Genomic DNA, 24,246 nt, shown 5'->3' with positions numbered 1-24,246 from the left:
CGGATGGGCAGAGTGGATACCATGAAGAGCGACGAACCTCTCCCTCCGGCCAGTGGCAGCGTCAAGTCGGCGCAGCGCATCCTCGACCTGCTCGAACTGCTGGGCACGGAGGTCCGTGGCTGGCGGCTGACCGAAATCGCGTCCGAGCTGGACATCCCCAAGAGCAGCTGCCTCATGCTGCTGCAAACGCTGGCGCAGCGCGGCTATGTCGAGAAATCCCAGGACAACAGCTGGAGCATGCGCTCGGCCCTGCTCGACCAGAGCGGCTGGGTCGGCGGGCGCACCGGCCTCCTGCGCCAGATCGCGCTGCCCGAGCTGAAGGCGCTGTCGCACCGGATCGCGCAGACCGCCGTGCTCGGCGTGCTGACCGCAAAGCCGGAGGTGAAGGTGATCGACACGGTGCAGAGCACCGCCGATATCCGCTACGAGATCCCCCTCGGCACCCGCTTCCCGGTGTTCTGCTCGGCCATGGGACGTTGCTTCCTCGCCTTCGGCCGAACGGGCTTCGCGGAGAGCTATTTCGCCGCGACCCCCAAGCTGCCGAAATTCACCCGCTACACGGTCAACGACCCCGACACGCTGCGCAACCTGATTGCCGAAATCCGCCGCCAGCGCCACGCCATCAACATCGAGGAACACGTGATCGGTGCGGCCTCGGTCGCGGCTCCCATCCTCGATCGCGACGGCACCATCGTCGCGGCGCTCAACGTCGGCTGCGTGACCCCGAGCTATTTCGAGAACCAGACCCGCATCAACGCGGCGGTTCACGAGACCGGTCTGCGCATCTCCGCCCTTCTCCAGACCGCCTGACAGAAAGACCCAAGCATGACCGAAACGCCCGGCTTCCCGGAAAGCCTCGCCTCCGCAAGGGACGAGATGATCGCCCTGCTGTCCGATCTGGTGAACATCGACAGCCCGTCGCGCGACCCTGCCGGCGTCGATGCCGTCCGCGACCGGATCGCCTCCTTCCTCGATGGAGAGCCCGGGATCCGGCTCAGCCGGATGCCCGTCCCCGGCCATGCGGACGCGCTGCTGGCCGAGTACCTGCCGCAAAGCCCCGCCGCGCCGGGCCTGCTCATGGGACACATGGACACGGTCTTTGCCCGCGGAGAGGCAACAGCCCGGCCGTTCCGGATCGAGGCCGACCGCGCCCACGGGCCGGGGGTCGCCGACATGAAAGCGGGGCTGGTGATGAACGCCTTCGTGCTACGCGAGCTTGCACGCTCGGGGTTGGCGGTGCCGCTCCAGGCGCTTTTCACCGTCGATGAGGAGATCGGATCCAACGGCTCTGCGCCGGTGATCCGCGAGGTCGCCGCGCGTTCCGCCTTCGTGCTCAATTCCGAGCCGGGCCGGGTCAGCGGAAACGTGGTCGACGGACGCCGTGGCGGTGCGTTCTACCGCGTGACGATCAGCGGGCGCGCCGCCCATGCCGGGCTGAATCCGGCAGACGGACGCAGCGCCATCGTGGAGCTGGCGCAGAAGATCCTCGCCTGGACCGCGCTCACCAATCCCGAGACCGGCGTCTCGGTCAGTGTCGGCATCGTCTCGGGCGGTCAGGCGGTCAACATGGTGGCCCCCGAGGCCGAAGCCCGCATCGACGTCCGCTTCGCAACCGTCGAGAGTGGCGAGGCGGCGGAGGTCGAGATCCGGCGCATCGCCGAGACCCCGTTCACCCCCGATGTCGATGGCCGGATGGAGTGTCTTGGCAAGTTTCTCCCGATGACGGGCAACGCCGCGCTTACCGCCGACTACGTCGCCGCCGCGGTGCAGGTCGGCCTTGCCCTGAAGGCCGAGTTCACCCCCTCCTGCTCAGACGCCGGCCTGACCAGCAGCATGGGGATCCCGACGCTCTGCGCCTGTGGCCCGGTGGGCGGCGGCGTGCATTCCGAGCGCGAGTTCCTCGAGCTCGACACGCTGGTGCCACGTGCGATGGCGGCGGCGCGGCTGGTCCTGTCCCGCGCCGCCGCCTGACAGGACGTCGAAAACGGCCTCCGTGCAGACCGGCTTACAAGGGCACTGTGCCGCCGACCGCCCGACCGCCCCCGGCATCCGCGCGGAGATCGGTAAGTCGCTCCGTCGTGTGCAGCGGCTGTAACGGGTTGGCAGGGCGTGCGCCTGCTCAGCTTCCAACCTCGGCCGCCGTCGACGCGCTCTCCGGCCCCGCGCCGCCGCGCGGCTGCAAGGTGATCCGCGTCAGCTCGGACGGTACGCCGAGACGCAGCGCAAAGCCCGGCCACAGCGCTGTGCCGTTGCTGACATAGAGCTGCATGTCGCCGACCTCGTAGTGCCCCGAGACGAAGCCCTCGTTGAAGCGCGCCACCAGCGCGGCGAGCCCGATCACCATCCCGCCATGGGTGTGCCCGGCAAGATGCACGTCGACGCCGCGCGCGGCCATCGCCCGGGCCTGTCGCGGCTGGTGGTTGAGCAGCAGCACCGGCGCCTCGTCGGGCGCGCCGTCGAGGGCCCGGTCGATATCCGGTGCCGGCAGGCCGAAGGCGGCAGCGCGCAGGTCGGTGACGCCCGCCACCACGAGGGCCTCGCCGTCGCGCTCGATGGTGGTGTGAGCATTGGCAAGCGGCCGCATGCCGAGGCTCTGGTAGGTCTCCCACCAGCTCTCGAAGCCGAAGTAGTACTCGTGGTTGCCCGGGCTCACGAAGACGCCGTCCCGCGCCGTCAGCCCTTCGAGCGGCGCCACGTCCGCGCGCCGCACGTCGAGATAGCCGTCGATCAGGTCGCCGCTGATCAGGATCACGTCCGCCTCCAGCGCGTTGACCCGGTCCACCAGTTCCTCGGCGAAAGGCCGGTGGAACAGCCGGCTGAGATGCAGGTCGGTCAGGTGAACGACGGAGTAGCCGTGGAACGGCGCCGGCAGGTCATCGATCTCGAAGGCCAGCTCTTTCTGCGCCGGTTGCCGCACCGCGTTCGCCACCCCGAGCGCCGCCAGCGCCAGCGCCAGCACCACCGCGCCGCCACTCCAGGAAGCGGGCAGCGGGCGCCACTGCCACAACAGCGCCGAGCGCAGCAGCACGAAGAGATCGAGCACCACGTGGAAGGCGGCGGTCAGCAGCACCGCGCCGAAGCCGAGATTGACCGCGATGACCACGGCGCGCGGCAGTTCGAGCGAGAACATGTTGCCGTAGGCAAGCTTGGTCAGCAGGTGGTTCTCGGCCAGCAGGAGCACCGCGATCCCGAGCAGGATGCGGCTCCAGACCGGCAGGCTCAGCGGACCCACGACGCGCAAGGCGACATAGGCGCCGATGATCCCCATGACGGCGGCAAACATGATCCGGTACTCCTGCGATGTGACCTGCGCGAACGATTGCGGCAGGCTACGGCAGCGGGCACGGGCTGTCGCCCCCGCGTTGCCGAATAAGCTTATGAACGAGAAACATAAATAGCGCCGGGCAGGGCGTTGACCACGCATCGCCCTCGCAAGGGTCCGCGTGCCGCTCCGATCGGCGCTTTCCCGCGTCTCCGGCGGGCGCATCTGCCCAAACGCGCGGCACGCTGCCGATGGCGGGAGCTGCCGCGATGCACACGATGAAAGGCCCTGCCCGCGTGGCGCGGACAGGGCGATGGCATCAGAAGCGCGCGGTTGCGCCGATCCAGAACCGGCGCCCTTCGGAGACGGCGTTGTTGTCCGACGAGGTCAGGCGCACATCGGTGACGTTGTAGATCGCCGCGTCCAGGCTGATCGCGTCGTTGAACACGTAGCTGCCGCCGATATCGACCGTGGTATAGGGGTCGTATTCGTAGGCGATGGCGTCACCGTCGTCGTCATATTCGTAGGGCGTGCCGTTGCTGCCGATGCGGGCGCCCGCGTTGATCTCGCGCCCGTGGTAGTTCGCCGCGCCCCAGAGATCGAGGCCGCTCACCGGGGTCTGCCAGTCGGCGCGCAGCGAGGCGGTGTGCTCCGGGGTGCGCATCAGCGGCAGCCCCTCGTACTCGCCCGAGAGCTGCTCGGAGTCGGTCCAGGTGTAGGTCGCCCGCAGCGACAGGTCGTCCCGCGGTGCCCAGCTTCCGCTCAGCTCGAGCCCCTGGATCCGTGCCTCGCCGATATTGGTGTATTCCCAGCGGTTGTAGGTGGTTCCGTCGACCTCGACCGTCTCGCCGCTGTTGAAGCTGGCGATCTTGTCCTCGAACTCGGTGCGGAACAGGGTCGCACCGACATCCCAGGTGGCGGCGGTGTAGATCGCGCCCAGCTCGTAGCTGGTGCTCTTTTCCGGCTGCAGGTCCGGGTTCGAGACGATCACCCCGGCGCCGCGCTGGGTGGTATAGTAATAGCCATCGACGGTCTGGCGCACGCCGGGGGCCTTGAACCCGGTCGAGACACCCCCCTTGATGGTCAGCGCGTCGGTGGCGTTCCAGACCGCATAGAGGCGCGGCGTCCATTCGCCGCCATAGCTTTCGTGCTCGGTATAGCGCAGCCCGCCGGTCAGGGCGAAGCTCGGCGTGATCCACCACTCGTCCTCGGCGAACACCGCCCATTGCTCGACCGAGAAGGTCTCGTCGCCGGGATCGGCGCGGCCCGGGTTCTGGTCGGTCAGCGCGTTCTCGGTCCACTGGCCGCCATAGACCAGCGTATGCTCGCCCGCGGCCTGAAGCGGCGTGGTGAACTTGGCGTCGAAGGTGGTGTTGCGGATCTCGGGGGTGCGGTCGGACTTGCTCATCGAGCCGTCGTCATCCTCGGACCAGGTGTTGCGTTCGCCCCATTCGCGGCTCAGCGCGAGATCGGCCTGGGTGCCGCTCCAGTCGCCCGAATAGCGCAGATTGAGGTGGTCGCGGGTGTTGCGCTGGCGCGAGTCGCCGCTGCCTTCCTCAACCGACTCGCCATCGGTGCGGGTGCGGTCGAGCTCGGTCTTTCCGCCCTCGAGAAACAGCGTGTGGCCGGGGGCGATGGCCCAGCTCAGCCGGCCGTTGAGGTAGCGGTCGCGGGCGCCATCGGCACCGTCGACGATGCCGCTCTCGTCGGCGCCGTAACCGCGACCCCAGACCTGCAGGCCGAGCTTGTCCGAGACCACCGGACCGCTCAGGTAGAAGGACAGCTCCTTCGAGGCGCCGTCATCATCGTCCTGCGGGATCGTGACCGCGGTCGAGACCTCGCCGGTCCATTCGTCGGCCACCGGTCGGGTGATGATGTTCACCACGCCGCCCATCGCGTCGGACCCGTAGAGCGAGGACATCGGGCCGCGCACGACCTCGATGCGCTCGATGGCCGAGACCGGCGGAATGAAGCTCTGCTCGTAGCCGGCGCTGCCGTTGGGGCGGCTCTCGCGCGTGCCTTGGCGTACACCGTCCACGAGGATCAGGGTGTATTCGCCCGGCAGGCCGCGGATCGAGATGTCCTTCTCCTTTGCAACGCCGGTGGTGACCACGCCCTGCACGCCGACAAGCGCATCTTCGAGGTTGCGGATCTGACGACCCTCGAGATCCTGGCGGTCGATCACGGTGACGCTGCCGGGGGCGTTCTCGACCAGCTGCTCGAAGCCGCCGGCGGTGATGGTGATGGTGCCGAGGTCGTAGACCTCGTCCTGGGCATGGGCCAGTTGCGCCGACAGCAACGTCAGCGCGGTCCCGCCCGCGAGCGCGCGGCGGGTGAGAAGAACGTGAGGGGGCATTCCCGTCTCCGAAGTCCGTTTTGTGTTGATCGCTGCCTAGCTCGATCGCTTGCACGGACCGTCTCGGTGGCTGGGAGATGTGGTCCCGCATGCGCTAGCTGCACCGCGGACCAGAGCCCTGAATGGCCCGAAGTGCCCGGAGTTACAAGCAGATATCAGGCGCCGACGAGATCGGAACGCGCGTCTCGCGTGTACGCCCGCCGCTCAGGGCACACGCGAACGAGTGACACGAAGACCGCGCCTGCCACCTGCGGCGACCCCAAGCTGTGGACCGCCCTTGTCCGGGCGCCCATGGCGCGATCTCAGAAAACCACCTGCACCTTCACCGCCTTGCCCCGGTCGAGGGCAAGGTCCATGGCCGCCTGCACCTCGTCGACCGGCAGGCTGTGAGTGACGATGGGCGCGAGGGTCAGCGCGCGGCTGTTGATCAGCTCCACCGCCTGCCCGAACTCGGCATCGAAGCGGTGGGTGCCCACGAGGTTCAGTTCCTTGGCCACCAGCATGTTGAACGGCACCGGCGTGTCTCCCATCACGCCCACCTGCACGATGGTCCCGAGCGGTCGGGTGCAGGCGATGGCCGAGCGGATCGCCGGTTCCGCGGCCGAGCACTCGAAGCACAGGTCGAACTGCCCCTTGTCGATCTCGTACTCCGAGAGCGCCGCCCCGTCTCTGGCCACGTTGATGGTGCGGGTCGCACCGACTGCCTGCGCCACCTCGAGCGTGGCGTCCTGCAGATCGGTCACGACGATCTCGGCAGCGCCGAAATGCTTCGCCAGCGCCACGCAGAGCGCCCCGATCGGGCCCGCTCCCGTCACCAGCACGCGCTTGCCCTCGAGCGGCCCCGAGATCTCGATCGCCCGGGTCACGGCGCGACGGCAGACCGCCAGCGGCTCGGCCAGCGCCGCCTCGGCCATCGGCACGCCCTCGGCGATCGGGTGGCATTGCGCGGCCCCGATGGCGACCCGGTCGCGGAAGAACCCCTGCTCGTGCGGCAGGAACATCGCCGAGCCCTTGAAGCGCATGTTCATGCAATGCTGGTGCGCGCCCTCACGGCAGAACCGGCAGGCGCCGCAGGGATGCGACGGGTTCACCGCCACCCGGTCACCCACCGAAAGCCCCTCGACACCCGCGCCCAGCTCGACCACCGTGCCGGCGGCCTCGTGGCCGATGATGATCGGCTCGCGCACCCGGATCGTGCCGATGCCGCCATCGGTGTAGTAATGGATGTCGGAGCCGCAGATGCCGCCCGCCCCGATCGCCACGACGACCTCGCCGGGGCCGGCCTCCGGGTCCTCGAGGGTTTCGACGCGCAGGTCCTTGCGGCCATGCAGGCGGGCGATGCGGATCGTCATGGGAACAGTCCTAGTTGCTGAGAAGCGAGGGAAGCCACGTGCTGAAGAACGGGATGTAAGACACCAGCATCAGCACGATCATGTTGGTCACGAGGAACGGCCCGATGGCGCGGGTCACCTGCCACAGCGACACCCGACCGATATCGGCGCAGATGAACAGGCAGACCCCGACCGGCGGCGTGGTCAGGCCGATCATCAGGTTGAGCACCGCGAAGACCGCGAAATGCAGCGGGTCGACCCCGACCCCGGTGGCCAGCGCCAGCAGCGGCCCGAATAGGATGATCAGCGCCGCGATGGTCTCCATGAACATGCCGACGCAGAGCAGCACGAGGTTGATCAGCAGGATCACGAGGAACCGGTTGTCGGTAACGCTGAGCACCGCGTTGGCGATCATCTGCGGGATGCGCTCGGAGACGAGGATCCAACCGAACACGTTGGCCAGCCCCACCAGCACGAGGATTGCCGCGGCGGAGACGGCGCTGTTGACGATGATGCGCGGCACGTCGCGCAGCTTGAGCCCGCGATAGACGAAGGCACCGACCACGAAGGCGTAGATCGAGGCGACCACGGCGGTCTCGGTCGGGGTGGCGAAGCCGATCAGCAGGCCGCCGACGATGAAGGCGGTCATGGCGACGGCCCAGAACGCCCCGAGGAAAGCCCGGCCGAGCTCTGCAAAGCCCTGCCACGGCTGGCGCGGGAAGTTGCGGCGGCGGGCAATGATCCAGGCGGTGATCATCATCGCGACACCCATCAGGATGCCCGGCAGGGCGCCCGCGATGAACATCTTGCCCACCGAGATGCCCGACAGCGTGCCGACGATGATCATCGGCACCGAGGGCGGGATGATCGGCCCCACGGTCGAGGAGGCGGCGGTGATCGCGGCGGAGAAATCCGCCGGGTAGCCGGCCTTTTTCATGCCGGGGATCATCATGCCCCCGATCGAGGCGGCGTCGGCGGCGGCGGTGCCCGAGATGCCGCCGAACAGCATCGAGGCGGCGACGTTGGTCAGGCCGAGCCCGCCGCGCATCCAGCCCACCATGGCCTGCGCCAGCCGGACGATGCGCCCGGTGATGCCGCCGGCGTTCATCAGGTTGCCGGCAAGGATGAAGCCCGGGATGCAGAGCAGCACGAAGGTGTCCATGCCGGCATACATCTTCTGCGGGATCACAACGAGCGGCATCCCCTTGAACGACAGGTAGGCCAGCGACGAGACGCCGAGCGTCACAGCGACCGGCAGACCGATGACCAGCCCGCCGAGGAAGCAGGTCAGGAGAATGGCGAGTTCCATGTCAGGCGTCCTCTTCGAGACGGTCGGGGGTGCCGTCGGTCGTGCCGCTCAGCATCCCGATGATGCGCAGCGCGGCGAACAGGCTCAGCGACATCAGCGCCACCAGCACCGAGGCGTGGACCCAGTCCATCCGCACCCCGAGCGACGGCGCGGTCTGCCGCGCGCCGACCGAGACGTAGAGCCAGGTGGCGTTGACCAGCACGAGCCCGAAGGCGCAGGTGATGACGGCGCAGACAAGCCGCAGCAGCCAGGCGGCACGCTCGGGCAGCGCCTCGCAGACGATGTCGACATTGACGAGGTTGCCCAAACGGTAGCTCAGCCCGACGCCGAAGGCGGCGAGGTAGAGCAGCGCGAAACGGGTCAGCTCCTCGGTCCAGACGACCGAGCTTATGATGCCGGACCGGCCCAGCAACTGCACCACCACGGCCACGATGATGACCATGAAGGCGACGCCGGTCGCGGCGCGGGCGATGACGGTCAGGACCGCGGTGAACTTTTCCATGGTCGTCCTCGACGAGAGGGGAACATCCGGGGCCCGGGCGCAGCGCGCCGGGGCGGAGAGGTGGCGGGCCCGGCAAAAGGGTGCGGGCCCGCCGAAGGATCAGCGTCGGATCTATGGCCGATCACTCGGCGAAGAGCTGCTCCACGTCGGGGCGGATCTCTTCGGAGACCGAGTTCAGCACCGCTTCCTTGGCGGCGGCGGCGAAGGCCGCGCTGTCGACCTCGACGAACTCCATGCCCAGCTCCTCGAGCTCGGCCTGAAGCTCCTGCTCGTCGGCGAGGAACTGCTCGCGCTCCCAGTCCTGTGCCCGCGCGGCGGCTTCCATAACGGCGGCCTGATCCTCTTCGGACATCTGCTGCCAAGCCATGTCAGACAGCGTCAGGTAGATCCACGAGCGCACGTGCTGGGTCAGGTTCACGTAGTCCTGCACCTCGTTGAAATTGGCCGACTTGATCAGCGCCAGCGGGTTCTCCTGCGCATCGATGGTGCCGTTCTGCAGCGAGGTGAAGACCTCGGAGAAGGCCATCGGCGTCGGGTTCGCGCCAAGCGCCTTCCAGACGTTGAGGAACAGAGGGACGTTGGGCACGCGCATCTTCAGCCCGTCCAGCTCCTCGGGCGAGGTGATCGGCCGGTTGGTGGTCAGGTTGCGCGGGCCGCGGGCGAAATAAGCGATCGGGCGGATGCCGACCTTCTCGATGATCTGCTGCTCGATCTTCTCGCCGAGCTCGCCGCCGGCCACCGCGTCCATGTCCTCGAGCGTCTCGTAGCCGTAGGGGATCGCCAGCAGCGCCGCCATCGGGGCGTAGTTCTGCAGAGATTCGCCGGTGATGGTCATGTCGGCGGTGCCAAGCTGCATGCCGTTGATGACATCCATCTCCTTGCCGAGCGTTTCGTTGGGATAGACCTCGACCGCGATGCGGCCCTCGGTCAGCGCTTCGACCTCCTCGGCGAACTTCATCGAGGCCTTGTGCCAGATGTTGTCCTCGTTGGCCGGATGGCCAAGCTTCAGCGTCATGTCCTGGGCCATCGCCGACGCGGTCAGCGCGACGGTCGCGAGGCCGGTGAGCATGAGGGTCTTGAGAGACTTGGTGACGAACATGGTTTCCTCCCTTTCATTCGCCTTGAAAATTCCGCGACTACGCTCCTGACGGATCGAAATAGTCGGGAAAGCCTTCACGGATCGCGGGCAGGTCCTGCAGGATCATCTGCAGGTGTCCGCGCATCGCCTGTTCCGCAGCCTGCGGGTCGCGCGCCTCGATGGCGTCGACCACGGCATTGTGCTGCGTGATGAGATGGGCCAGCGGGAAGTTGATCGACGTCATCTGCCGCACCCGGTCCATCTGGGTCTTCATGCCCTCGATCACCGCCCAAGCATTGGGCCGGCCGGCGGCCTGCGCCAGCGTGCGGTGGAACATGTCGTCGAGCGGCACGAAGGCCGCCGGGCGATCATCGACGAGGCGCTGCTGCGCGCGGATCTGCTCGCGCAACTCCTCGACCAGACCGGACGACGGATCGGCGGCGCAGGCCTTGACGATATCCGCCTCGACCGCTTCGCGGACAAAGCGCGCATCCATCACCGCTTCGAGGGAAATCTTGCGCACGAAAGAGCCGCGTTGCGGCCGGATCTCGAGAAGACCCTCTTCGGAGAGCTTGATGAAGGCTTCGCGCACCGGCTGCCGGGAGATGCCGAAGCGGGCACCGATCTCGGCCTCGGAGAGCCGCACGCCGGGCTTGAGCTGGTTGCGGATGATGCATTGGCGCAGCGCAGCGGTGAGCTGCGCACCGACCGGTGCCGACAGGTCCAGTTGTCCGATGTCGAGCGACTCGATGCCCATTGCGTTCCTCCCTTGGCTTGGCAGCGTGGTGGATACTACCATACTAGTCAACAGAATTCTGATCTGCTATGCATTGACAGCAGGACGGGCCGGCTGCGGCCATGACTTCCGAGGGAGGAATTAGCGATGCGTCAGACTTGGCGTTGGTTCGGTCCGCGGGACCGTGTGAGCATCGACGACATGATGCAGGCAGGCGTCGAGGGCGTGGTCTCCGCCCTGCACCACGTCCCCACCGGGGCGGTATGGACCGCCGAAGAGATCGCGCAGCGGCAACGCGAGATCGGCACCCGCAAGGATGGCCGGCCCTCCCCCCTGCGCTGGGACGTGGTCGAATCGCTGCCCGTCTCCGAGGACATCAAGAAGCAGAAGGGCGACTGGAAGGCCCATATCGAGAGCTGGAAGCGCTCGATGCGCAACCTCTCCGAGGCCGGGATCGAGGTGATCTGCTACAACTTCATGCCGGTGCTCGACTGGACCCGCACCGACCTCGCGTGGGAGCGGCCCAACGGCGCCCGCTGCATGCGCTTCGACCTGATCGACTTTGCCGCCTTCGACATCCACATCCTCGAGCGCGCCGGCGCCGCCGAGCAGTTCCCCGACGACGTGACCGCCGCCGCCGCCGAGCGCTTCGCCGCGATGGACGACGCACGCCGCGAGCAGCTTGCCGGCAACGTGGTCTTCGGACTGCCCGGCGCGGCGGAGACATTCACCCTCGAGGACGTGCGCGCGCATCTCGCCGAGTATGACGGCGTTTCGGAAGCGCGCCTGCAAGGTCACATGATCGACTTCCTCGCCGAGGTGGCCCCGCTGGCCGAGGAGCTTGGCGTCCGGCTCTGCTGCCATCCCGACGACCCGCCCTTCCCGCTTCTGGGCCTGCCGCGGATCATGTCCTCGGAGGCGCAGTACCAGAAGATCCTCGATGCGGTCGACCTGCCGGCCAACGGCGTCACGCTCTGCACAGGCTCGCTCGGCGCGCGGCCCGACAACGACACCGTCGCGATCTTCAAGGCGCTGGCCGACCGGGTGCATTTCCTGCACCTGCGCAACGTCGCCATCGAGGGCGATGCGATGATGAACTCGTTCTACGAGGACGAGCACCTGAGCGGGCATACCGACATGGTCGCCATGGTGCGCGCCATCGTCGCCGAAGAGGCCCGCCGCAAGGCCGAAGGACGCGCCGACTGGTCGATCCCGTTCCGCCCCGATCACGGGCAGGACATTCTCGACGATATCGGCCGCGAGGCCCAGCCGGGCTATCCGGCGATCGGGCGCCTCAAGGGGCTGGCCGAGCTGCGCGGCCTTTACCATGCCTTCCAGCATCCCCTCGGCGCGGAGGCCTGACATGCGGCTGACCTCTCTCGATCAGGTGCCCGCCGCGCTGCGCCCGGGCTACGCTCCCGCTGACCACGGGGTCGGCATCGTGCATCTCGGGCTTGGTGCCTTCCACAAGGCGCATCAGGCGGCGCTGACCGACCTCGCGCTGGCGGCCACGGGCGGCGACTGGCGCATCCTCGGGGTGTCGCTGCGCTCGCCCAAGGCCTCCGAAGAGCTGCACCCGCAGACCGGGCTCTATACCCTGATCGAGAAGGGCACCGAGGGCACGCAGGCGCGTGTGATCGCCTCCATCGCCGACGCCGTCTGCTCGGCCGGAGACCCCGAGCCGGCGCTCGCCGCGATGGCCGCCGAGACGACGCGGATCGTCTCGCTGACGGTCACCGAAAAGGCCTACGGGCTCGACCGGGCCGCGCAGGGCTGCGACCCGCAGCACCCGGCAGTGGCGGCCGATCTCGCCACGCCGGACGCGCCGCAGGGCGTGCTCGGGCTGCTGACAGAGGCGCTGCGCCGGCGGCGGGCGGCGGGTCTGCCGCCCTTCACCGTGCTCTGCTGCGACAACCTGCCGGACAACGGCGTACTGCTGCGCGGCGCGGTGGTCGACTTCGCCCGCCGCCTTGATCCTGCGCTCTCTGACTGGATCGCCGCCGAGGTCGCCTTTCCCTCGACCATGGTTGACCGCATCACCCCCGCCGCGACCGAGGCGACGCGCGCCGAGGCCGCCGCGCTCACCGGGTGCGAGGATCTGGCCGCGGTCGAGACCGAGCGCTTCTGCCAATGGGTCGTCGAGGATCACTTCCCCCTCGGCCGCCCGGCCTGGGAGGCCGCCGGGGTGATCTTCACCGACGACGTGTCGGCCTTCGAGGCGATGAAGCTGCGGATGCTCAACGGCAGCCACTCGATGCTCGCCTATGCCGGCTTCCACGCCGGCGCCACCTACGTGCGCGACGTGATGGCCGACGCGCCTCTTGCCGCGCTGGTGCGCCGGCACCTGACCACCGCCGCCGCGACGCTGCCGCCGATCGCGGGCATCGACACGACCGCCTATGCCGAGGCGCTGCTGCGCCGTTTCGAGAACCCCGCCATCGCGCACGAGACCTTCCAGATCGCCATGGACGGCTCCGAGAAGATGCCGCAGCGCATCTTCTCCGCCATCCCCGACGCGCGACAGGGCGGCGTGTCCGTGCGGGCCTTCGCCTTTGCCACCGCCGCCTGGCTGCGCCACGTCTCGGGGCGCACGCATGACTGCGCCCCCTACGAGCTGCGCGACCCCAACGCCGCGCGCCTGCAGGCCCTCGCCGCGGGGCAGGACGCCTCCGGCATCGTGGCGGGCCTGCGCGAAACCGGGCTCCCGCCCAAGCCCGTCGCCCGCGACGATGCCTTCTGGGATGAGGTGACAGAGATCCTCGCGCGGATGCTGTCGCAGCCGATGGCAGAGGTCATCGCCGCCGAGGCCGCGCGCGCAAGCTGAGCCCCGCCTCGGAGCGCCGAAGGCCCGGCTCCGGTCAGCGCTCGGCTGCGACGAGAAGCGCGGCACCGGCGGTGTCGATCCGGGCGCGCTCGTCCTCGGACGGCTCGGCATCTGTCACCACGGCGGCGAACTCGGCATACTCCGCGAGCACGTGCAGCGCCGTCTGGCCGAAGCGCAGGTGATTGACCAGAAGCACCGACTGCGCCGCCGCGTCCATCATGCCGCGTTTCACGCCAGTGATGTCGTCATCCATGTGATAGACACGGCCCTCCGCCGCCGCCGGCGTCGAGATGAAGGCAAGATCGGCGCGCAGCTCGGCGAGCGCGCGCTCGGTCACCCGTCCGACCCATGCGTTGTACTTGGCCGAGTACCGCCCCCCGAGCGCGATCACCGTCATCCCGGTCTCGGATTTCAGCGCCTCCATCACCGCGTCGTTGTTGGTGATCACCGTGAGCGGGCGCTTCTCGACCAGCATCTCGCCCAGCACCGTGGCGGTGGAACCGTCGTTGATCATCACCGTCATGCCCGGCTCGACCCGGTCGAGCGCGGCGCGCGCCATGCGGCTCTTGAGCTCCTGACCCTGCAGATGGCGGAAGCGGAAATCGCTCTCGAACTGCGAGCCCGGCTCGATGGTGGCGCCACCACGGATCTTGCGCAGCAGCCCCTCGCCCTCGAGATCGTCGAGATCGCGGTGGATGGTCATCTTCGACACGGCGAACTGCTCGGCCAGCTCATCGAGCTGCACCGCCCCGTTGCGCACCAGCGCGTCGAGGATCTGCTGCCTGCGGTCGTCCCGTTTCATGCGCGGCGGTCCTTCGGTCCAAGCGTCGCGACGCGTGGATCGCGTCAGTCCAGAAGCGCGCGCGCCGTCCGCTCGTCGGTGATCAGCCCGGCGACACGGCCAGACCGCAACACCGCCCGGATCGCCTCGACCTTGTCCGGCCCGCCCGCGATCGCCACGATATCCTCTTCGCGCTCGGGATCGTAGCCCACCGCCAAGGTTCTTGCCGACAGCGTGGTTTCCACCACATGGCCCCCGGCATCGAAGAAATCCCCCAGCATCTCGCCCCGCGCGCCGGCGGCGGCGATGGCCTCGATCTCGGCCGGTTCGATCATCCCCGAGGAAACCAGCTGCGCATCTGCCGTGGCGGTGCCGATGCCGACGACCTTGAGCGTCGCCGCCTGCGCCATGCGGAACACCTCGTCGACGCCGCGCTGCGACAGCAGCACCTCTCGATCCTCGACGGTGTTGGCGAAGAACGGCACCGGCATGACATAGGCCCGCGCGCCGGTCTTCTCGGCAAGGCGGTGCATCACGTCATGCGGGTTGGCCGAGAAATTCCGTGTCAGCCCGCCAAGCAGCGACACGAAGTTCAGCCCCCGCGCATCGATGCGCGGCAATTGCCGCGTGACCTCGGCCAGCGTACGCCCGTGGCCGAGCCCGATCACCGGATGTTCGCCGGCCTCGAACTGGCGCTTGAGATAGGCCGCCCCCGCCAGCGCCAGCGCCCGCAGCGGCAGACCCTCCTCGCCGATGTCGGGAGCCACCTCGCAGAGCTTCAGGCCGTAGGTCTCGAACAGCTGCGCCTCGAGCTCGACGCATTCGACGATGTCGCCCTCGATCGAGACCTTGACGAAGCCCTCGGCCACCGCCTTGGCGATCAGCCGATGCGCCTTAACCGAGGGCAGGCCGAGCCGCTTGGCGACCTTCGCCTGCGTCAGCCCGCCAACGTAGTGCATCCAGGCGGCGCGGATGGCGAGGGTCTGGTCGGTGTCGTTCATGCCGCTCTCCGGGGCCGGTCGAGGGGACAGCGCCCCGTTGAGGTGATCCTTGATACGGTTCGGGCGCGGCCGGGGAAAGCCCCGGTTGCGCCACCATGTCAGAGTTTGAGGTCGGTGGCGCCGGTGTCGATATGCGGTGCCCAGAAGGCGATGCTCTCGGCGATCTGCGGGATCACCTCGCGGTCGTTGGGCTCGCGCTCCTTGAAGGACAGTTCGAGACAGATCTCGTTGTCCTGCGCCCCGCCCTCGGCAAAGGCGCTCAGCAACGGTTCGGGCTGGATCTTGCCCTTCGCGTTGAACGCGGCGGTAAAGGGGCGATGGCCGCCCTTGTCCATCAGGCTCTGCTTGATGTGGATGATCGGCGACACTTTCGGCACCGCGCGCGCCCAGGCATAGGGATCGTAGTCCGCAGGATCGTCCGAGGTGACGTCACCGTGGTCGATATCGGCCATCATCCACATCGGGATCGCCATGCCGGCGTCGCTCAGCCGCGCCTGCAGCGCAAGGCACTCGGGGATCGTCTCGCCGAACTCGCGGGCAATGCTCATCGGCTCCCAGAACACGTAGTCGAGCCCCGCCTTGCGGCCGTGCTCGGCCACCTCGGCCCAGCAGTCGATGGCGATGTCGATCATCTCGGCGCGCCGCGCCGGGTCGTCCTGCTCCCGATAAGTGAGAATGGCGAACTGCGTGCCCACCGAGCGGCCGCCAAGATCGGCGATGATGTCGGCGAAGCTCTTGAACCAGTCGACATAGTAGCGCCGCACGTCGCGATCGGGATGGCCGAAATGGTTGAGCCGCCCGTAGGGCCCGGTCATCCCCGAGGTCACCCGCACGCCGGTGCGGTCGAGCGCCGCGCCCATCTCCCGGGTCAGCCGCCGGATCACCGGCGCCGGCCAGGACGGGTTGATGAACTCGTGCGTCAGCTGCAGGTCGCGGATCCTCAGATCCCGCGCCACGCAATCGATCAGATCGTCCGGCGCGGCGAAGCGGTTCACCAGCGGGTTGGTATTCAGAGACAGCGTCAGCGCCATCACGCGGCCTCCGCATGGGCACGGTCGAACCACTCGGTAAAGGCGGCGATCTCGGCCTCGCTCAGGTCGAGCCGGTGCTTGGTCCGGCGCCAAAGGATGTCCTCGGCGGTGACCGCCCATTCGTTCTCGACCAGCCAGCTCACCTCGGCCTCGTAGAGATGGGCGCCGAAATGCCGCCCCAGACCCTCGAGCCCGGTGGCCCCGCCGACGATGCGCCGGGTCAGCGTGCCGTAGCGCCGACCGTAATACTCGCGCAGCGCGCGCGGCATCCACGGCACCTCGGCCTTCAGCGTCTCGCGGAAGGCATCGTAATCGGCGCCGGGCATGTCGCCGCCGGGCAGCGTCGCGCCCTCGGTCCAGTCGCCGCCCATCTTGGGGAAGACATGGGCGATCTCGCGCATGCCGCGCTCGGCCAGCTCGCGGAAGGTGGTGATCTTGCCGCCGAAGATGTTGAGCAATGGCGCGCCGCCGGTCTCGTCGAGGTCGAACACGTAGTCGCGCGTCACCGCCGAGGGGTTGCCCTGCCCGTCATCGAAGAGCGGCCGCACGCCGGAGAAGGTCTCGAGGATATCCTCGCGGCGCAGCTTTTCCTTGAAGTAGCGGTTCACGCAGCCCAGCAGGTAGTCGATCTCGCCATCGTCGATGGCGACATCCTCGGCGCGGCCCTCATAGGCAATATCGGTGGTGCCGATGAGCGCCTTGTCGCCCTCGTAGGCGTTGATGAAGATCACCCGCTTGTCGTCGTTCTGCACGAGGTAGCTGTGCGGCCCCTCCCAGAATTTCGGCACGATGATGTGGCTGCCCTTGACCAGCCGCACGTTGCGGCTCGAGTTCGCCCCCGCCACCCGGGTCAGCACGTCGGTCACCCAGGGACCGGCGGCGTTGACCAGACACTTGGCGAGGAACTCGCGGGTCTCTCCGGTCAGGCTGTTTTGCGTGGTGATGCGCCAGCGCCCGTCCTCGCGCCGGGCCGAGACCGCGGGCGCGCGGGTCAGGACCAGCGCGCCGCGCTCGGCGGCGTCGAGCGCGTTGAGCGTCACCAGCCGGGCGTCGTCGACCCAGCAGTCGGAATATTCGAAGCCCCGGGTATATTGATCGAGCAGCGGCGCGCCTTCCGGGTCGCGACGCAGGTCGAGCGTCCGGGTGCCCGGCAGCTTGCGCCGGCCGCCGAGGTGGTCGTAGAGGAACAGCCCCAGCCGCACCAGCCAGGCCGGGCGATCCTGCGGCGAATGCGGCAGCACGAAGCGCAGCGGCCAGATGATGTGCGGCGCCGCGTTCATCAGCACCTCGCGCTCGATCAGCGCCTCGCGCACCAGCCGGAACTCGTAATATTCCAGGTAGCGCAGCCCGCCATGCACCAGCTTGCCCGAGCGCGACGAGGTGCCCTCGGCCAGGTCTCCTTTTTCGCACAGCGCCACGCTGAGGCCGCGCCCGGCGGCGTCGCGGGCAAAGCCCGCCCCGTTGATGCCGCCGCCGATGACGAACATGTCCAGCTCTTCAGGGGTCATCTCACGCTCCTCCCTGCGCCGACTTGGGCGCGTCCTTGGTCTGTGTGGGGGCGGCCGCGGCCGCTCGGTGCTCGGCCAGCCCGTCCCAGACCGGCTCGAGCGCCTCGCGCGCGGCGGCATAGACCGGGTAGAGCGAGGCATAAGTGTCGCGAAGCGCCGGGTCCGGCGCCTCGGCCGCGCCGAGAAGCGGGGTCACCCACTCGGCGATGCAGCGTGTCATGTCGGGATAGGCGCCAATCGCCACGGCGGCCATCATCGCGCAGCCGGCCGCGCCGGCCTCCTCGCGCGACGAGACCCGCACCGGGGCGCCGGTGCTGGCCGCGAGGATCGCACGCAGCGCAGACGAGCGTGCCGCCCCGCCGGTGAGCCGCAGCTCCTGCGGCAGCTGGCCCATGGCGCCGTAGCAGTCGCGCGCCGCCATCCCCAGCCCCTCGCAGACCGCGCGGATCACGTCGGGAAAGCGATGATGCGCCGACAGCCCCACGAGGCCCGCGCGGGCATTGGCATTGACCATCGGGCCGCGCTCGCCGGCCTCGGAGACATAGGGCTGATAGAGGATCTGCCCCGGCTCCGAGCGGGCCAGCCAGCCGTCGATGCGGGCCACCAGATCGGCATAATCATGCGGGTGGCCGGTCTCGCTCATCAGGTCGGCGGCCACGCGCAGCGCCCAGTCGATGTTGAGCGTGGCGGCCATGTTGGTCTGCACCTGCGTGACCATGCGCGCATCCGGCAGGCAGATGACATAGCCCGAGCGGCCGTTCAGCGTCACCGCGTCGTCGCGCATCGCCTGCATGTGCACCCCGGTCGAGCCGATGGTCGAGCAGGCGGCACCGGGCGTGCCGGTATGGACGCCCGCGCCGAGCGCCGTCATCACCATGTCGACATAGCCAAGGCTCACCGGCGTGCCCTCGGCCAGCCCGGTGGCGGCGGCGGCCTGCGCGCTCAGCGGATGAGTGGTCTGGCTGCCATCCACGATCTCGGGCAGCAGCTGGCGGCGCGGGCTCAGCCCCAGCGCCTCGATCACCAGATCCGAATAGGCCCGTGTGCGGAAATCCCCGAAGGTAAAGCTCGCCTCCGAAGGGTCGGTTGCCCGCACCCCGGTGAGGTTGAGATAAAGCCAGTCCTTGCAGTGCAGCGCCACCTCGGCGCGGTCGAGCCGCTCCGGGCAATGGCGCTGCATATGCGCCATCTGCGCCCCCTGCTGACAGGTGTTGAGCGCGGTGCCGGTGGCGTGAAAGCGCGCCGCGTCGCCGGGGCGGGCGGCAAGTTCACGGGTGGTGGCGGCGGCGCGGGCGTCAAGCCAGAGCCAGGCGTCGCCCACCGGGCGGTCCCCGGCTCCGACCAGCCATGTGCCATCGCCCTGCCCCGTCACCGCCAGCGCCGCGGTGCGTGCCGCGAGCCGCTCGAGCTTGTCGCCAAGCCCGCGCAGCGCCTCGGCGCAGTCGCTCCAGGTGCGGTCCATGTCCTGCGTCGCGGCGCCGTCCGGCGTCGCGAGATAGCGGTTGGGCACCGCCGATGCCGCCAGCTGGCGCCCATTGAGCGTGAAGGCCACCGCCTTGATGACCGAGGTTCCGGCGTCGATGCCGATGATGATGTCGCGTTCAGCCATGCTGCACCGCCTCGCGATGCGCTGGCTGGGCCGGGCAATATGCCTGAGCCATGCCGCTCCTCCCTTTCCAGATGCCGCCGACCCCTCCTGCCGACACGGCCGATTCCACGGGGCACTGCCCGGGAAACACCTTCAACCATACCGGCGCGGCGCATCATGTCGAGTGTAATTTTTTACTTCCATCGTAATTTATTTCATCTAAGGTGAAGAGAACGACGCAGACAGCCCCGCCAGCAATTCGGAGGAAAAGGCCGGCAAATCATGGGGTTCTGCGGCGGAGCGGGAGAATCGGCAGATCGCCGGGCGCTTCCGCGAAACGGGAGGATCACGGTCCGGACCTCGGTCTGGCCTCATCGGATCTCATCCGGGCACGCCAGCCCGGCCTTTGCCCGGCAAAGGCCGTCGCAGAGGCTCTGCCCGGACGCGGCCGACACCCTCCTGCGATGATCAACCGGCCCCGCCTTCGGGGCCCGACGGGAGGAGCGAGAGGCATGAGTGCCAGCGAGATATCCATCAAACCGCGCATCGGACGGCGGGGCCTGATCCTCGGCGCCGTGGCGCTCTGCGTGGTCGCCGCGATGGCGCTCGACACCACCGTCGTCACCATCGGCTCGGACGAGGACACCCGCGTCGCGGGCTTCTCGCCCGATGCCTACGGCGCCGAACAGTTCCCCCGCATCCGCGAGGACATCACCACCCGCGCCGTCGATGCGGCGACGCTGGCCGCCGCGCTGGCCGAGGACAAGGCCGCCGCCGCCGCGCAATACGGCACCGGGGGAGCCATGCCGGTGCTGCCTGTGCGCCTCAGCGGCACCGTGGGCGAGGGCAAGGGCGGCATCTACGATGTCGCGGTCGAGGGCGTCGAGGACGTTCGCATCCGGGTCCAGACCGGTCCCGCGATCAATGGCACCGACCTGCGCGACGCGCCCGGCGACATCGCCTTCGGCGAATTCAAGAACCAGATCGAGTATCAGGACGCCGGCGCCGGCATCAACCGCGCCATGAAGGCCGAGGTGCTCGAGGGGCTCGACACCTCCGACCTGACCGGCAAGCAGATGACCGTCACCGGCGCCTTCAAGCTGATCAATCCCAAGATGTGGCTGATCACCCCGGTCGAGGTGTCGGTGCAATGACCGTTCACCAGACCATCCGCCCCGGCGCCACCGGCGAGGTCGTGATGTCGGCCCGCCACGTCGCCAAGCATTACGGCGCGGTGAAGGCGCTCAAGGGCGTCAACTTCGACATCCACCGCGGGCAGGTCACCACGCTTTTCGGCGAGAACGGCGCCGGCAAGTCGACCCTGATGAAGATCCTGTCCGGCATCGTGACCCCGACCTCGGGCCAGATCCTGCTCGACGGCCAGCCGGTCACCTTTCACGGCGCCAACGACGCGCTGGCGCAGGGCATCTCGATCATCCACCAGGAGCTGGCGCTGGCGCCCAATCTCAACGTCCGCGACAACATCTTCATGGGGCGTGAGATCCGCACCGCCCGCGGCGTCGATTTCGCCGAGGAAGAGCGCGTCACCCGCGCCCTGATGGAAGAGCTCGAGGAAGAGATCGACCCGCTCACCCCGGTCGAGGAGCTGCGCCTCGGGCAGCAGCAGATCGTCGAGATCGCCCGCGCCCTGCAGGCCCGCTCGCGCATCCTGATCATGGACGAGCCCACCTCGGCGCTGTCGGCCTCCGAGGTCGAGGTGCTGTTCAAGGTGATTAACGACCTGACCGCCAAGGGCGTCAGCATCGTCTACATCTCGCATCATCTCGAGGAAGCGCTCGAGGTGACCGACCACGCGGTGGTGCTGCGTGACGGCGCGATGACCGCCTGGGCGCCGCGCGCCGAGATCGACCTCGAGTGGATCGTGCGCAACATGGTGGGCGAGAATTTCGACCTCGGCAGCCCGCCCGAGAGCGAGATGGGCGCCCCTGCCCTCTCGATCGAAGAGCTTTGCGTGCCCGATCCCTCGGGACATGGGCTGGTGGTCGATCACATGAGCCTGTCGGTGAAGGCCGGCGAGATCGTCTGCATCTACGGGCTGATGGGCGCCGGGCGCACCGAGATGATGGAATGCGCGGCCGGGCGCCTCGCCGCCAGCGGCGGCGCCGTGAAGCTGCACGGGCAGGACGTCTCGGGCCTGTCGATCTCGCAGCGCATCGAGGCCGGGCTGGTGCTGGTCCCCGAGGACCGGCAGCGCGACGGGCTGGTGCAGACCATGACCGTCGGCCAGAACCTGTCACTGGCCTCGATCGGCGCCTTTACCCGCGGGCTATTTACCTCGCGCAAGGCCGAACGCAAGGTCGTCGAGACCTCGATCCGCGAGGTCACCGTCAAGACCGATGGCGGCGGCGCGATGATCGGCTCGCTCTCGGGCGGCAACCAGCAGAAGGTTGTGATCGGCAAGATGCTCGCCACCCGGCCCGAGGTCATCCTGCTCGACGAGCCGTCGCGCGGCATCGACATCGGCGCCAAGGCCGAGGTTTTCAAGCTGCTCGCCCAGACCGCGAAGGAGCGCGGGCTGGCGGTGGTCTACTCGACCTCCGAGGTCGGCGAGTGCCTGAGCATCGCCCACCGCATCATCGTCATGCACCGCGGCCGCATCGCCGCCACGTTCGACCATACCGCAACCAAGGAACAGATCATGGCCGCCTCTGGCGAAGCCGTGCACCATTAAGGGAGGCCATCATGGCGGACATCACGAATTCCAAGCCGGCAACAGGTGGCACCAGCATGAACATTGGCAAGATTCTTCTCGAAGGCCGCGCCTTCTTTGCCCTCGTGGCAATCATCATCGTGTTCTCGATCCTGTCGCCGGTCTATTTCAGCGTCGGCAACTTCCTCATCATGTCGAGCCACGTGGCGATCTTCGGCCTGCTGGCCATCGGCATGCTGCTGGTCATCCTGAATGGCGGCATCGACCTTTCGGTGGGCTCCACCCTGGGACTTTCCGGTGTGGTCGCGGGCTACCTGATGCAGGGCGTCGAGATCCCCGCCGCCGGTGTCATCCTCTACCCGCCGGTCTGGGCGGTGGTGCTGCTGACCATCTGCCTCGGCGCCTTCGTCGGCGCGATCAACGGCGTGCTCATCGCGTTCTTCAACGTGCCCGCCTTCGTGGCCACGCTCGGCATGCTCTACGTCGCCCGCGGCGTGGCGCTGCTGATGACCAACGGGCTGACCTACAACAACCTCGGCGGCGACGCAGCCCTGGGCAACACCGGCTTCGACTGGCTCGGCTTCAACCGCATCGGCGGCGTCCCCATCGGGGTGATCGTGCTGGCGCTGGTGGCTCTGACCGTGGGTCTCGTGCTGGCCCGCACCGCCTTTGGCCGCTGGCTCTACGCCTCGGGCGGCAACGAGCGCGCCGCCGAACTCTCGGGCGTGCCCACCCGCAAGGTCAAGGTCTCGGTCTATGTGCTCTCCGGCATCTGCGCCGCCATCGCCGGCCTTGTCCTGAGCTCGCAGCTGACCTCTGCCGGCCCCACCGCGGGCACCACCTACGAGCTCACCGCCATCGCGGCGGTGGTGATCGGCGGGGCCGCCCTGACCGGCGGGCGCGGCAACGTGCGCGGCACCATGCTCGGCGCCTTCGTCATCGGCTTCCTGAGCGACGGGCTCGTGATCATCGGCGTGTCGGCCTACTGGCAGACCGTCTTTACCGGCGCCGTGATCGTGCTCGCCGTGCTGCTCAACAGCCTGCAATACGGCCGCACCGGCCGCTGAGACTTCGCGGATGCGGGGCGAGGAGACCCCGCACCCGAATACCCCCGCCGGACCCTCCGGCAGTTCCAAAACCCAACGGGAGGACCCCAAACCATGAAACTCACCCGCCGCACCATCCTCGCCACCGTCGCCGCCCTGCCGCTCATGGCGCAGGCCGCCATGGCCGACGGCCTGATCTCGATCATCGTCAACGACCCCTCGAACCCCTACTGGTTCACCGAGGGCGAGGTCGCCAAGGCCACCGCCGAGGAGCTGGGCTATGACGCAAACGTCGCCGCCCACAAGGGCGACACCAACACCGAGAGCAACCTCGTCGACACCGCGATCACCAACCAGGCCAAGGCGATCATCCTCGACCCGGCCAATGCCGACGGCTCGGTCGGCGCGGTGAAGAAGGCGGTCGAGGCCGGCATCCCGGTCTTCATCGTCAACGCCGAGATCAACCAGTCCGGCCTCGCCAAGGCGCAGCTCGTCTCGAACAACGCGCAGGGTGCGGCGCTCGGCGCCATGGCCTGGGTCGAGGCGATCGGCGGCGAGGGCTCCTATGTCGAGCTTTTCGGCGCCCCCTCGGACAACAACGCCCAGACCCGCTCCAACGGCTTCGAGACGGTGCTGACCCAGTATCCCGACCTCGAGAAGAAGGCGCAGGAAGTGGCCAACTGGGACCGCACGCAGGGCTACTCGAAGATGCAGTCCATGCTGCAGGCCAACCCCGACATCAAGGGCGTGATCTCGGGCAATGACGAGATGGCGCTTGGCGCCATCGCGGCGCTCAAGGAAGCCGGCCAGCTCGAGGGCATGGTCGTCGGCGGCTTCGACGGCTCCCCCGATGCGGTCGACGCGGTCAAGGCCGGCGAGCTGACCTACACCGTGCTGCAGCCGGTGGCGATCTTCGCCGAGGAGGCGGTGCGCCAGGCCGACCACTTCATCACCAACGGCGAGCTCATGGTCGCCGAGGAGAAGCAACTCTTCGACTGCATGCTGATCGACGAGAGCAATGTCGAGAACTACACCGCCGCCTTCACGCTCGATCAATCCTCCTGATCCGGGCGCTGAACGCAGCAAAGAAAGGGGGCCCGCGCGGCCCCCTTTCTCATGCCACTCCCGTGCCCGTGCATGGGCCAGCGACCCGGGCCGCCGCTTGACATGTACAGGATTCTGATCATATCAATTTAGACCTAACCGCCCCGCCCCGGCCAGC

The 24,246-nt window shown here is 68.3% G+C and carries 20 protein-coding genes; 8 read left to right on the top strand and 12 right to left on the bottom strand.

Annotated elements, in window-relative coordinates; all coding sequences use genetic code 11:
- The first annotated feature begins 21 nt into the window (after positions 1–21).
- Positions 22–810, top strand: coding sequence for an IclR family transcriptional regulator (locus R2601_RS24420; protein WP_007803737.1), 789 nt, complete (start codon positions 22–24; stop codon positions 808–810).
- 15 nt (positions 811–825) lie between these two features.
- A complete protein-coding gene (locus R2601_RS24415) occupies positions 826–1,971 on the top strand; it encodes a M20 family metallopeptidase (protein WP_007803735.1) in 1,146 nt (381 codons plus the stop codon).
- Between the two features lie 148 nt (positions 1,972–2,119).
- Here R2601_RS24415 and R2601_RS24410 read toward each other — a convergent pair whose 3' ends face one another.
- The 7 genes from R2601_RS24410 to R2601_RS24380 all read right to left on the bottom strand — a co-directional run bounded on the left by R2601_RS24410 (position 2,120) and on the right by R2601_RS24380 (position 10,595).
- Positions 2,120–3,283 carry a metallophosphoesterase gene (locus tag R2601_RS24410; protein WP_007803733.1) on the bottom strand — a complete coding sequence of 388 codons (1,164 nt, stop codon included), beginning with the start codon at positions 3,281–3,283 and terminating at the stop codon, positions 2,120–2,122.
- Positions 3,284–3,581: 298 nt separating this feature from the next.
- The gene (locus R2601_RS24405) at positions 3,582–5,618 is read right to left on the bottom strand and encodes a TonB-dependent receptor domain-containing protein (protein ID WP_007803731.1); all 2,037 of its coding nucleotides are present in this window, start codon (positions 5,616–5,618) and stop codon (positions 3,582–3,584) included.
- Positions 5,619–5,920: 302 nt separating this feature from the next.
- On the bottom strand, positions 5,921–6,970 hold the full coding sequence (locus R2601_RS24400; RefSeq protein ID WP_007803729.1) for an L-idonate 5-dehydrogenase: 1,050 nt from the start codon (positions 6,968–6,970) through the stop codon (positions 5,921–5,923).
- A 10-nt stretch (positions 6,971–6,980) separates the two neighbouring features.
- Positions 6,981–8,258 (bottom strand): TRAP transporter large permease, encoded by a 1,278-nt coding sequence (locus R2601_RS24395; RefSeq protein ID WP_007803727.1) that lies wholly within the window; start codon positions 8,256–8,258, stop codon positions 6,981–6,983.
- A 1-nt stretch (position 8,259) separates the two neighbouring features.
- Complete coding sequence (locus tag R2601_RS24390) at positions 8,260–8,760, bottom strand: TRAP transporter small permease (protein ID WP_007803725.1); 501 nt, start codon at positions 8,758–8,760, stop codon at positions 8,260–8,262.
- Positions 8,761–8,881: 121 nt separating this feature from the next.
- Positions 8,882–9,859 carry a TRAP transporter substrate-binding protein gene (locus R2601_RS24385; protein WP_007803724.1) on the bottom strand — a complete coding sequence of 326 codons (978 nt, stop codon included), beginning with the start codon at positions 9,857–9,859 and terminating at the stop codon, positions 8,882–8,884.
- A gap of 37 nt (positions 9,860–9,896) precedes the next feature.
- The gene (locus R2601_RS24380; protein WP_007803722.1) at positions 9,897–10,595 is read right to left on the bottom strand and encodes a GntR family transcriptional regulator; all 699 of its coding nucleotides are present in this window, start codon (positions 10,593–10,595) and stop codon (positions 9,897–9,899) included.
- Between the two features lie 126 nt (positions 10,596–10,721).
- Here R2601_RS24380 and uxuA point away from each other — a divergent pair, with 126 nt between their 5' ends.
- Together uxuA and R2601_RS24370 are read left to right on the top strand one after the other, a co-directional pair.
- Positions 10,722–11,936, top strand: a complete 1,215-nt coding sequence (gene uxuA / locus R2601_RS24375; RefSeq protein ID WP_007803720.1) for a mannonate dehydratase — start codon at positions 10,722–10,724, stop codon at positions 11,934–11,936.
- 1 nt (position 11,937) lies between these two features.
- Positions 11,938–13,398 carry a mannitol dehydrogenase family protein gene (locus R2601_RS24370; protein ID WP_007803718.1) on the top strand — a complete coding sequence of 487 codons (1,461 nt, stop codon included), beginning with the start codon at positions 11,938–11,940 and terminating at the stop codon, positions 13,396–13,398.
- 34 nt (positions 13,399–13,432) lie between these two features.
- Here the strand turns inward: R2601_RS24370 and R2601_RS24365 are convergent, their stop codons facing one another.
- The 5 genes from R2601_RS24365 to R2601_RS24345 form a co-directional block, all read right to left on the bottom strand.
- On the bottom strand, positions 13,433–14,200 hold the full coding sequence (locus R2601_RS24365; RefSeq protein ID WP_007803716.1) for a DeoR/GlpR family DNA-binding transcription regulator: 768 nt from the start codon (positions 14,198–14,200) through the stop codon (positions 13,433–13,435).
- Positions 14,201–14,244: 44 nt separating this feature from the next.
- The gene (locus tag R2601_RS24360; RefSeq protein WP_007803714.1) at positions 14,245–15,180 is read right to left on the bottom strand and encodes a sugar-binding transcriptional regulator; all 936 of its coding nucleotides are present in this window, start codon (positions 15,178–15,180) and stop codon (positions 14,245–14,247) included.
- Positions 15,181–15,278: 98 nt separating this feature from the next.
- Positions 15,279–16,211 (bottom strand): TIM barrel protein, encoded by a 933-nt coding sequence (locus R2601_RS24355; RefSeq protein WP_007803712.1) that lies wholly within the window; start codon positions 16,209–16,211, stop codon positions 15,279–15,281.
- On the bottom strand, positions 16,211–17,719 hold the full coding sequence (locus R2601_RS24350; protein ID WP_007803710.1) for a glycerol-3-phosphate dehydrogenase: 1,509 nt from the start codon (positions 17,717–17,719) through the stop codon (positions 16,211–16,213). Before R2601_RS24350 ends, R2601_RS24355 begins: the two co-directional genes overlap by 1 nt.
- A gap of 1 nt (position 17,720) precedes the next feature.
- Positions 17,721–19,328 (bottom strand): FGGY-family carbohydrate kinase, encoded by a 1,608-nt coding sequence (locus tag R2601_RS24345; RefSeq protein WP_007803708.1) that lies wholly within the window; start codon positions 19,326–19,328, stop codon positions 17,721–17,723.
- Between the two features lie 491 nt (positions 19,329–19,819).
- Between R2601_RS24345 and R2601_RS24340 the strand changes: the two genes are divergently transcribed.
- From R2601_RS24340 to R2601_RS24325, 4 genes are all read left to right on the top strand, one after another.
- Positions 19,820–20,461, top strand: a complete 642-nt coding sequence (locus R2601_RS24340) for a DUF2291 family protein (RefSeq protein WP_007803706.1) — start codon at positions 19,820–19,822, stop codon at positions 20,459–20,461.
- Positions 20,458–21,999 (top strand): sugar ABC transporter ATP-binding protein, encoded by a 1,542-nt coding sequence (locus R2601_RS24335; protein ID WP_007803704.1) that lies wholly within the window; start codon positions 20,458–20,460, stop codon positions 21,997–21,999. The genes R2601_RS24340 and R2601_RS24335 overlap by 4 nt, the downstream gene beginning before the upstream one ends.
- An 11-nt stretch (positions 22,000–22,010) precedes the next feature.
- Complete coding sequence (locus R2601_RS24330) at positions 22,011–23,045, top strand: ABC transporter permease (protein ID WP_007803702.1); 1,035 nt, start codon at positions 22,011–22,013, stop codon at positions 23,043–23,045.
- A gap of 93 nt (positions 23,046–23,138) precedes the next feature.
- On the top strand, positions 23,139–24,089 hold the full coding sequence (locus tag R2601_RS24325) for a D-ribose ABC transporter substrate-binding protein (protein WP_007803701.1): 951 nt from the start codon (positions 23,139–23,141) through the stop codon (positions 24,087–24,089).
- Positions 24,090–24,246 lie beyond the last annotated feature (157 nt).

The organism is Salipiger bermudensis HTCC2601, assembly GCF_000153725.1.
GTDB lineage: Bacteria > Pseudomonadota > Alphaproteobacteria > Rhodobacterales > Rhodobacteraceae > Salipiger > Salipiger bermudensis.
Note: the sequence above shows the minus strand (reverse complement) of the source record. Positions and strands in the feature narration are given on the sequence as shown.

Excerpts from the sequence above, each read along its gene's own strand:
- R2601_RS24380 (WP_007803722.1), bottom strand. The coding sequence starts at position 10,595 with ATGGGCATCGAGTCGCTCGACATCGGACAACTGGACCTGTCGGCACCG.
- R2601_RS24385 (WP_007803724.1), bottom strand. The coding sequence starts at position 9,859 with ATGTTCGTCACCAAGTCTCTCAAGACCCTCATGCTCACCGGCCTCGCG.
- R2601_RS24400 (WP_007803729.1), bottom strand. The coding sequence starts at position 6,970 with ATGACGATCCGCATCGCCCGCCTGCATGGCCGCAAGGACCTGCGCGTC.
- R2601_RS24390 (WP_007803725.1), bottom strand. The coding sequence starts at position 8,760 with ATGGAAAAGTTCACCGCGGTCCTGACCGTCATCGCCCGCGCCGCGACC.
- R2601_RS24360 (WP_007803714.1), bottom strand. The coding sequence starts at position 15,180 with ATGAACGACACCGACCAGACCCTCGCCATCCGCGCCGCCTGGATGCAC.
- R2601_RS24420 (WP_007803737.1), top strand. The coding sequence starts at position 22 with ATGAAGAGCGACGAACCTCTCCCTCCGGCCAGTGGCAGCGTCAAGTCG.
- R2601_RS24365 (WP_007803716.1), bottom strand. The coding sequence starts at position 14,200 with ATGAAACGGGACGACCGCAGGCAGCAGATCCTCGACGCGCTGGTGCGC.
- R2601_RS24405 (WP_007803731.1), bottom strand. The coding sequence starts at position 5,618 with ATGCCCCCTCACGTTCTTCTCACCCGCCGCGCGCTCGCGGGCGGGACC.
- R2601_RS24410 (WP_007803733.1), bottom strand. The coding sequence starts at position 3,283 with ATGTTTGCCGCCGTCATGGGGATCATCGGCGCCTATGTCGCCTTGCGC.
- R2601_RS24355 (WP_007803712.1), bottom strand. The coding sequence starts at position 16,211 with ATGGCGCTGACGCTGTCTCTGAATACCAACCCGCTGGTGAACCGCTTC.
- R2601_RS24350 (WP_007803710.1), bottom strand. The coding sequence starts at position 17,719 with ATGACCCCTGAAGAGCTGGACATGTTCGTCATCGGCGGCGGCATCAAC.
- R2601_RS24345 (WP_007803708.1), bottom strand. The coding sequence starts at position 19,328 with ATGGCTGAACGCGACATCATCATCGGCATCGACGCCGGAACCTCGGTC.
- R2601_RS24325 (WP_007803701.1), top strand. The coding sequence starts at position 23,139 with ATGAAACTCACCCGCCGCACCATCCTCGCCACCGTCGCCGCCCTGCCG.
- uxuA (WP_007803720.1), top strand. The coding sequence starts at position 10,722 with ATGCGTCAGACTTGGCGTTGGTTCGGTCCGCGGGACCGTGTGAGCATC.
- R2601_RS24415 (WP_007803735.1), top strand. The coding sequence starts at position 826 with ATGACCGAAACGCCCGGCTTCCCGGAAAGCCTCGCCTCCGCAAGGGAC.
- R2601_RS24370 (WP_007803718.1), top strand. The coding sequence starts at position 11,938 with ATGCGGCTGACCTCTCTCGATCAGGTGCCCGCCGCGCTGCGCCCGGGC.
- R2601_RS24330 (WP_007803702.1), top strand. The coding sequence starts at position 22,011 with ATGGCGGACATCACGAATTCCAAGCCGGCAACAGGTGGCACCAGCATG.
- R2601_RS24335 (WP_007803704.1), top strand. The coding sequence starts at position 20,458 with ATGACCGTTCACCAGACCATCCGCCCCGGCGCCACCGGCGAGGTCGTG.
- R2601_RS24395 (WP_007803727.1), bottom strand. The coding sequence starts at position 8,258 with ATGGAACTCGCCATTCTCCTGACCTGCTTCCTCGGCGGGCTGGTCATC.
- R2601_RS24340 (WP_007803706.1), top strand. The coding sequence starts at position 19,820 with ATGAGTGCCAGCGAGATATCCATCAAACCGCGCATCGGACGGCGGGGC.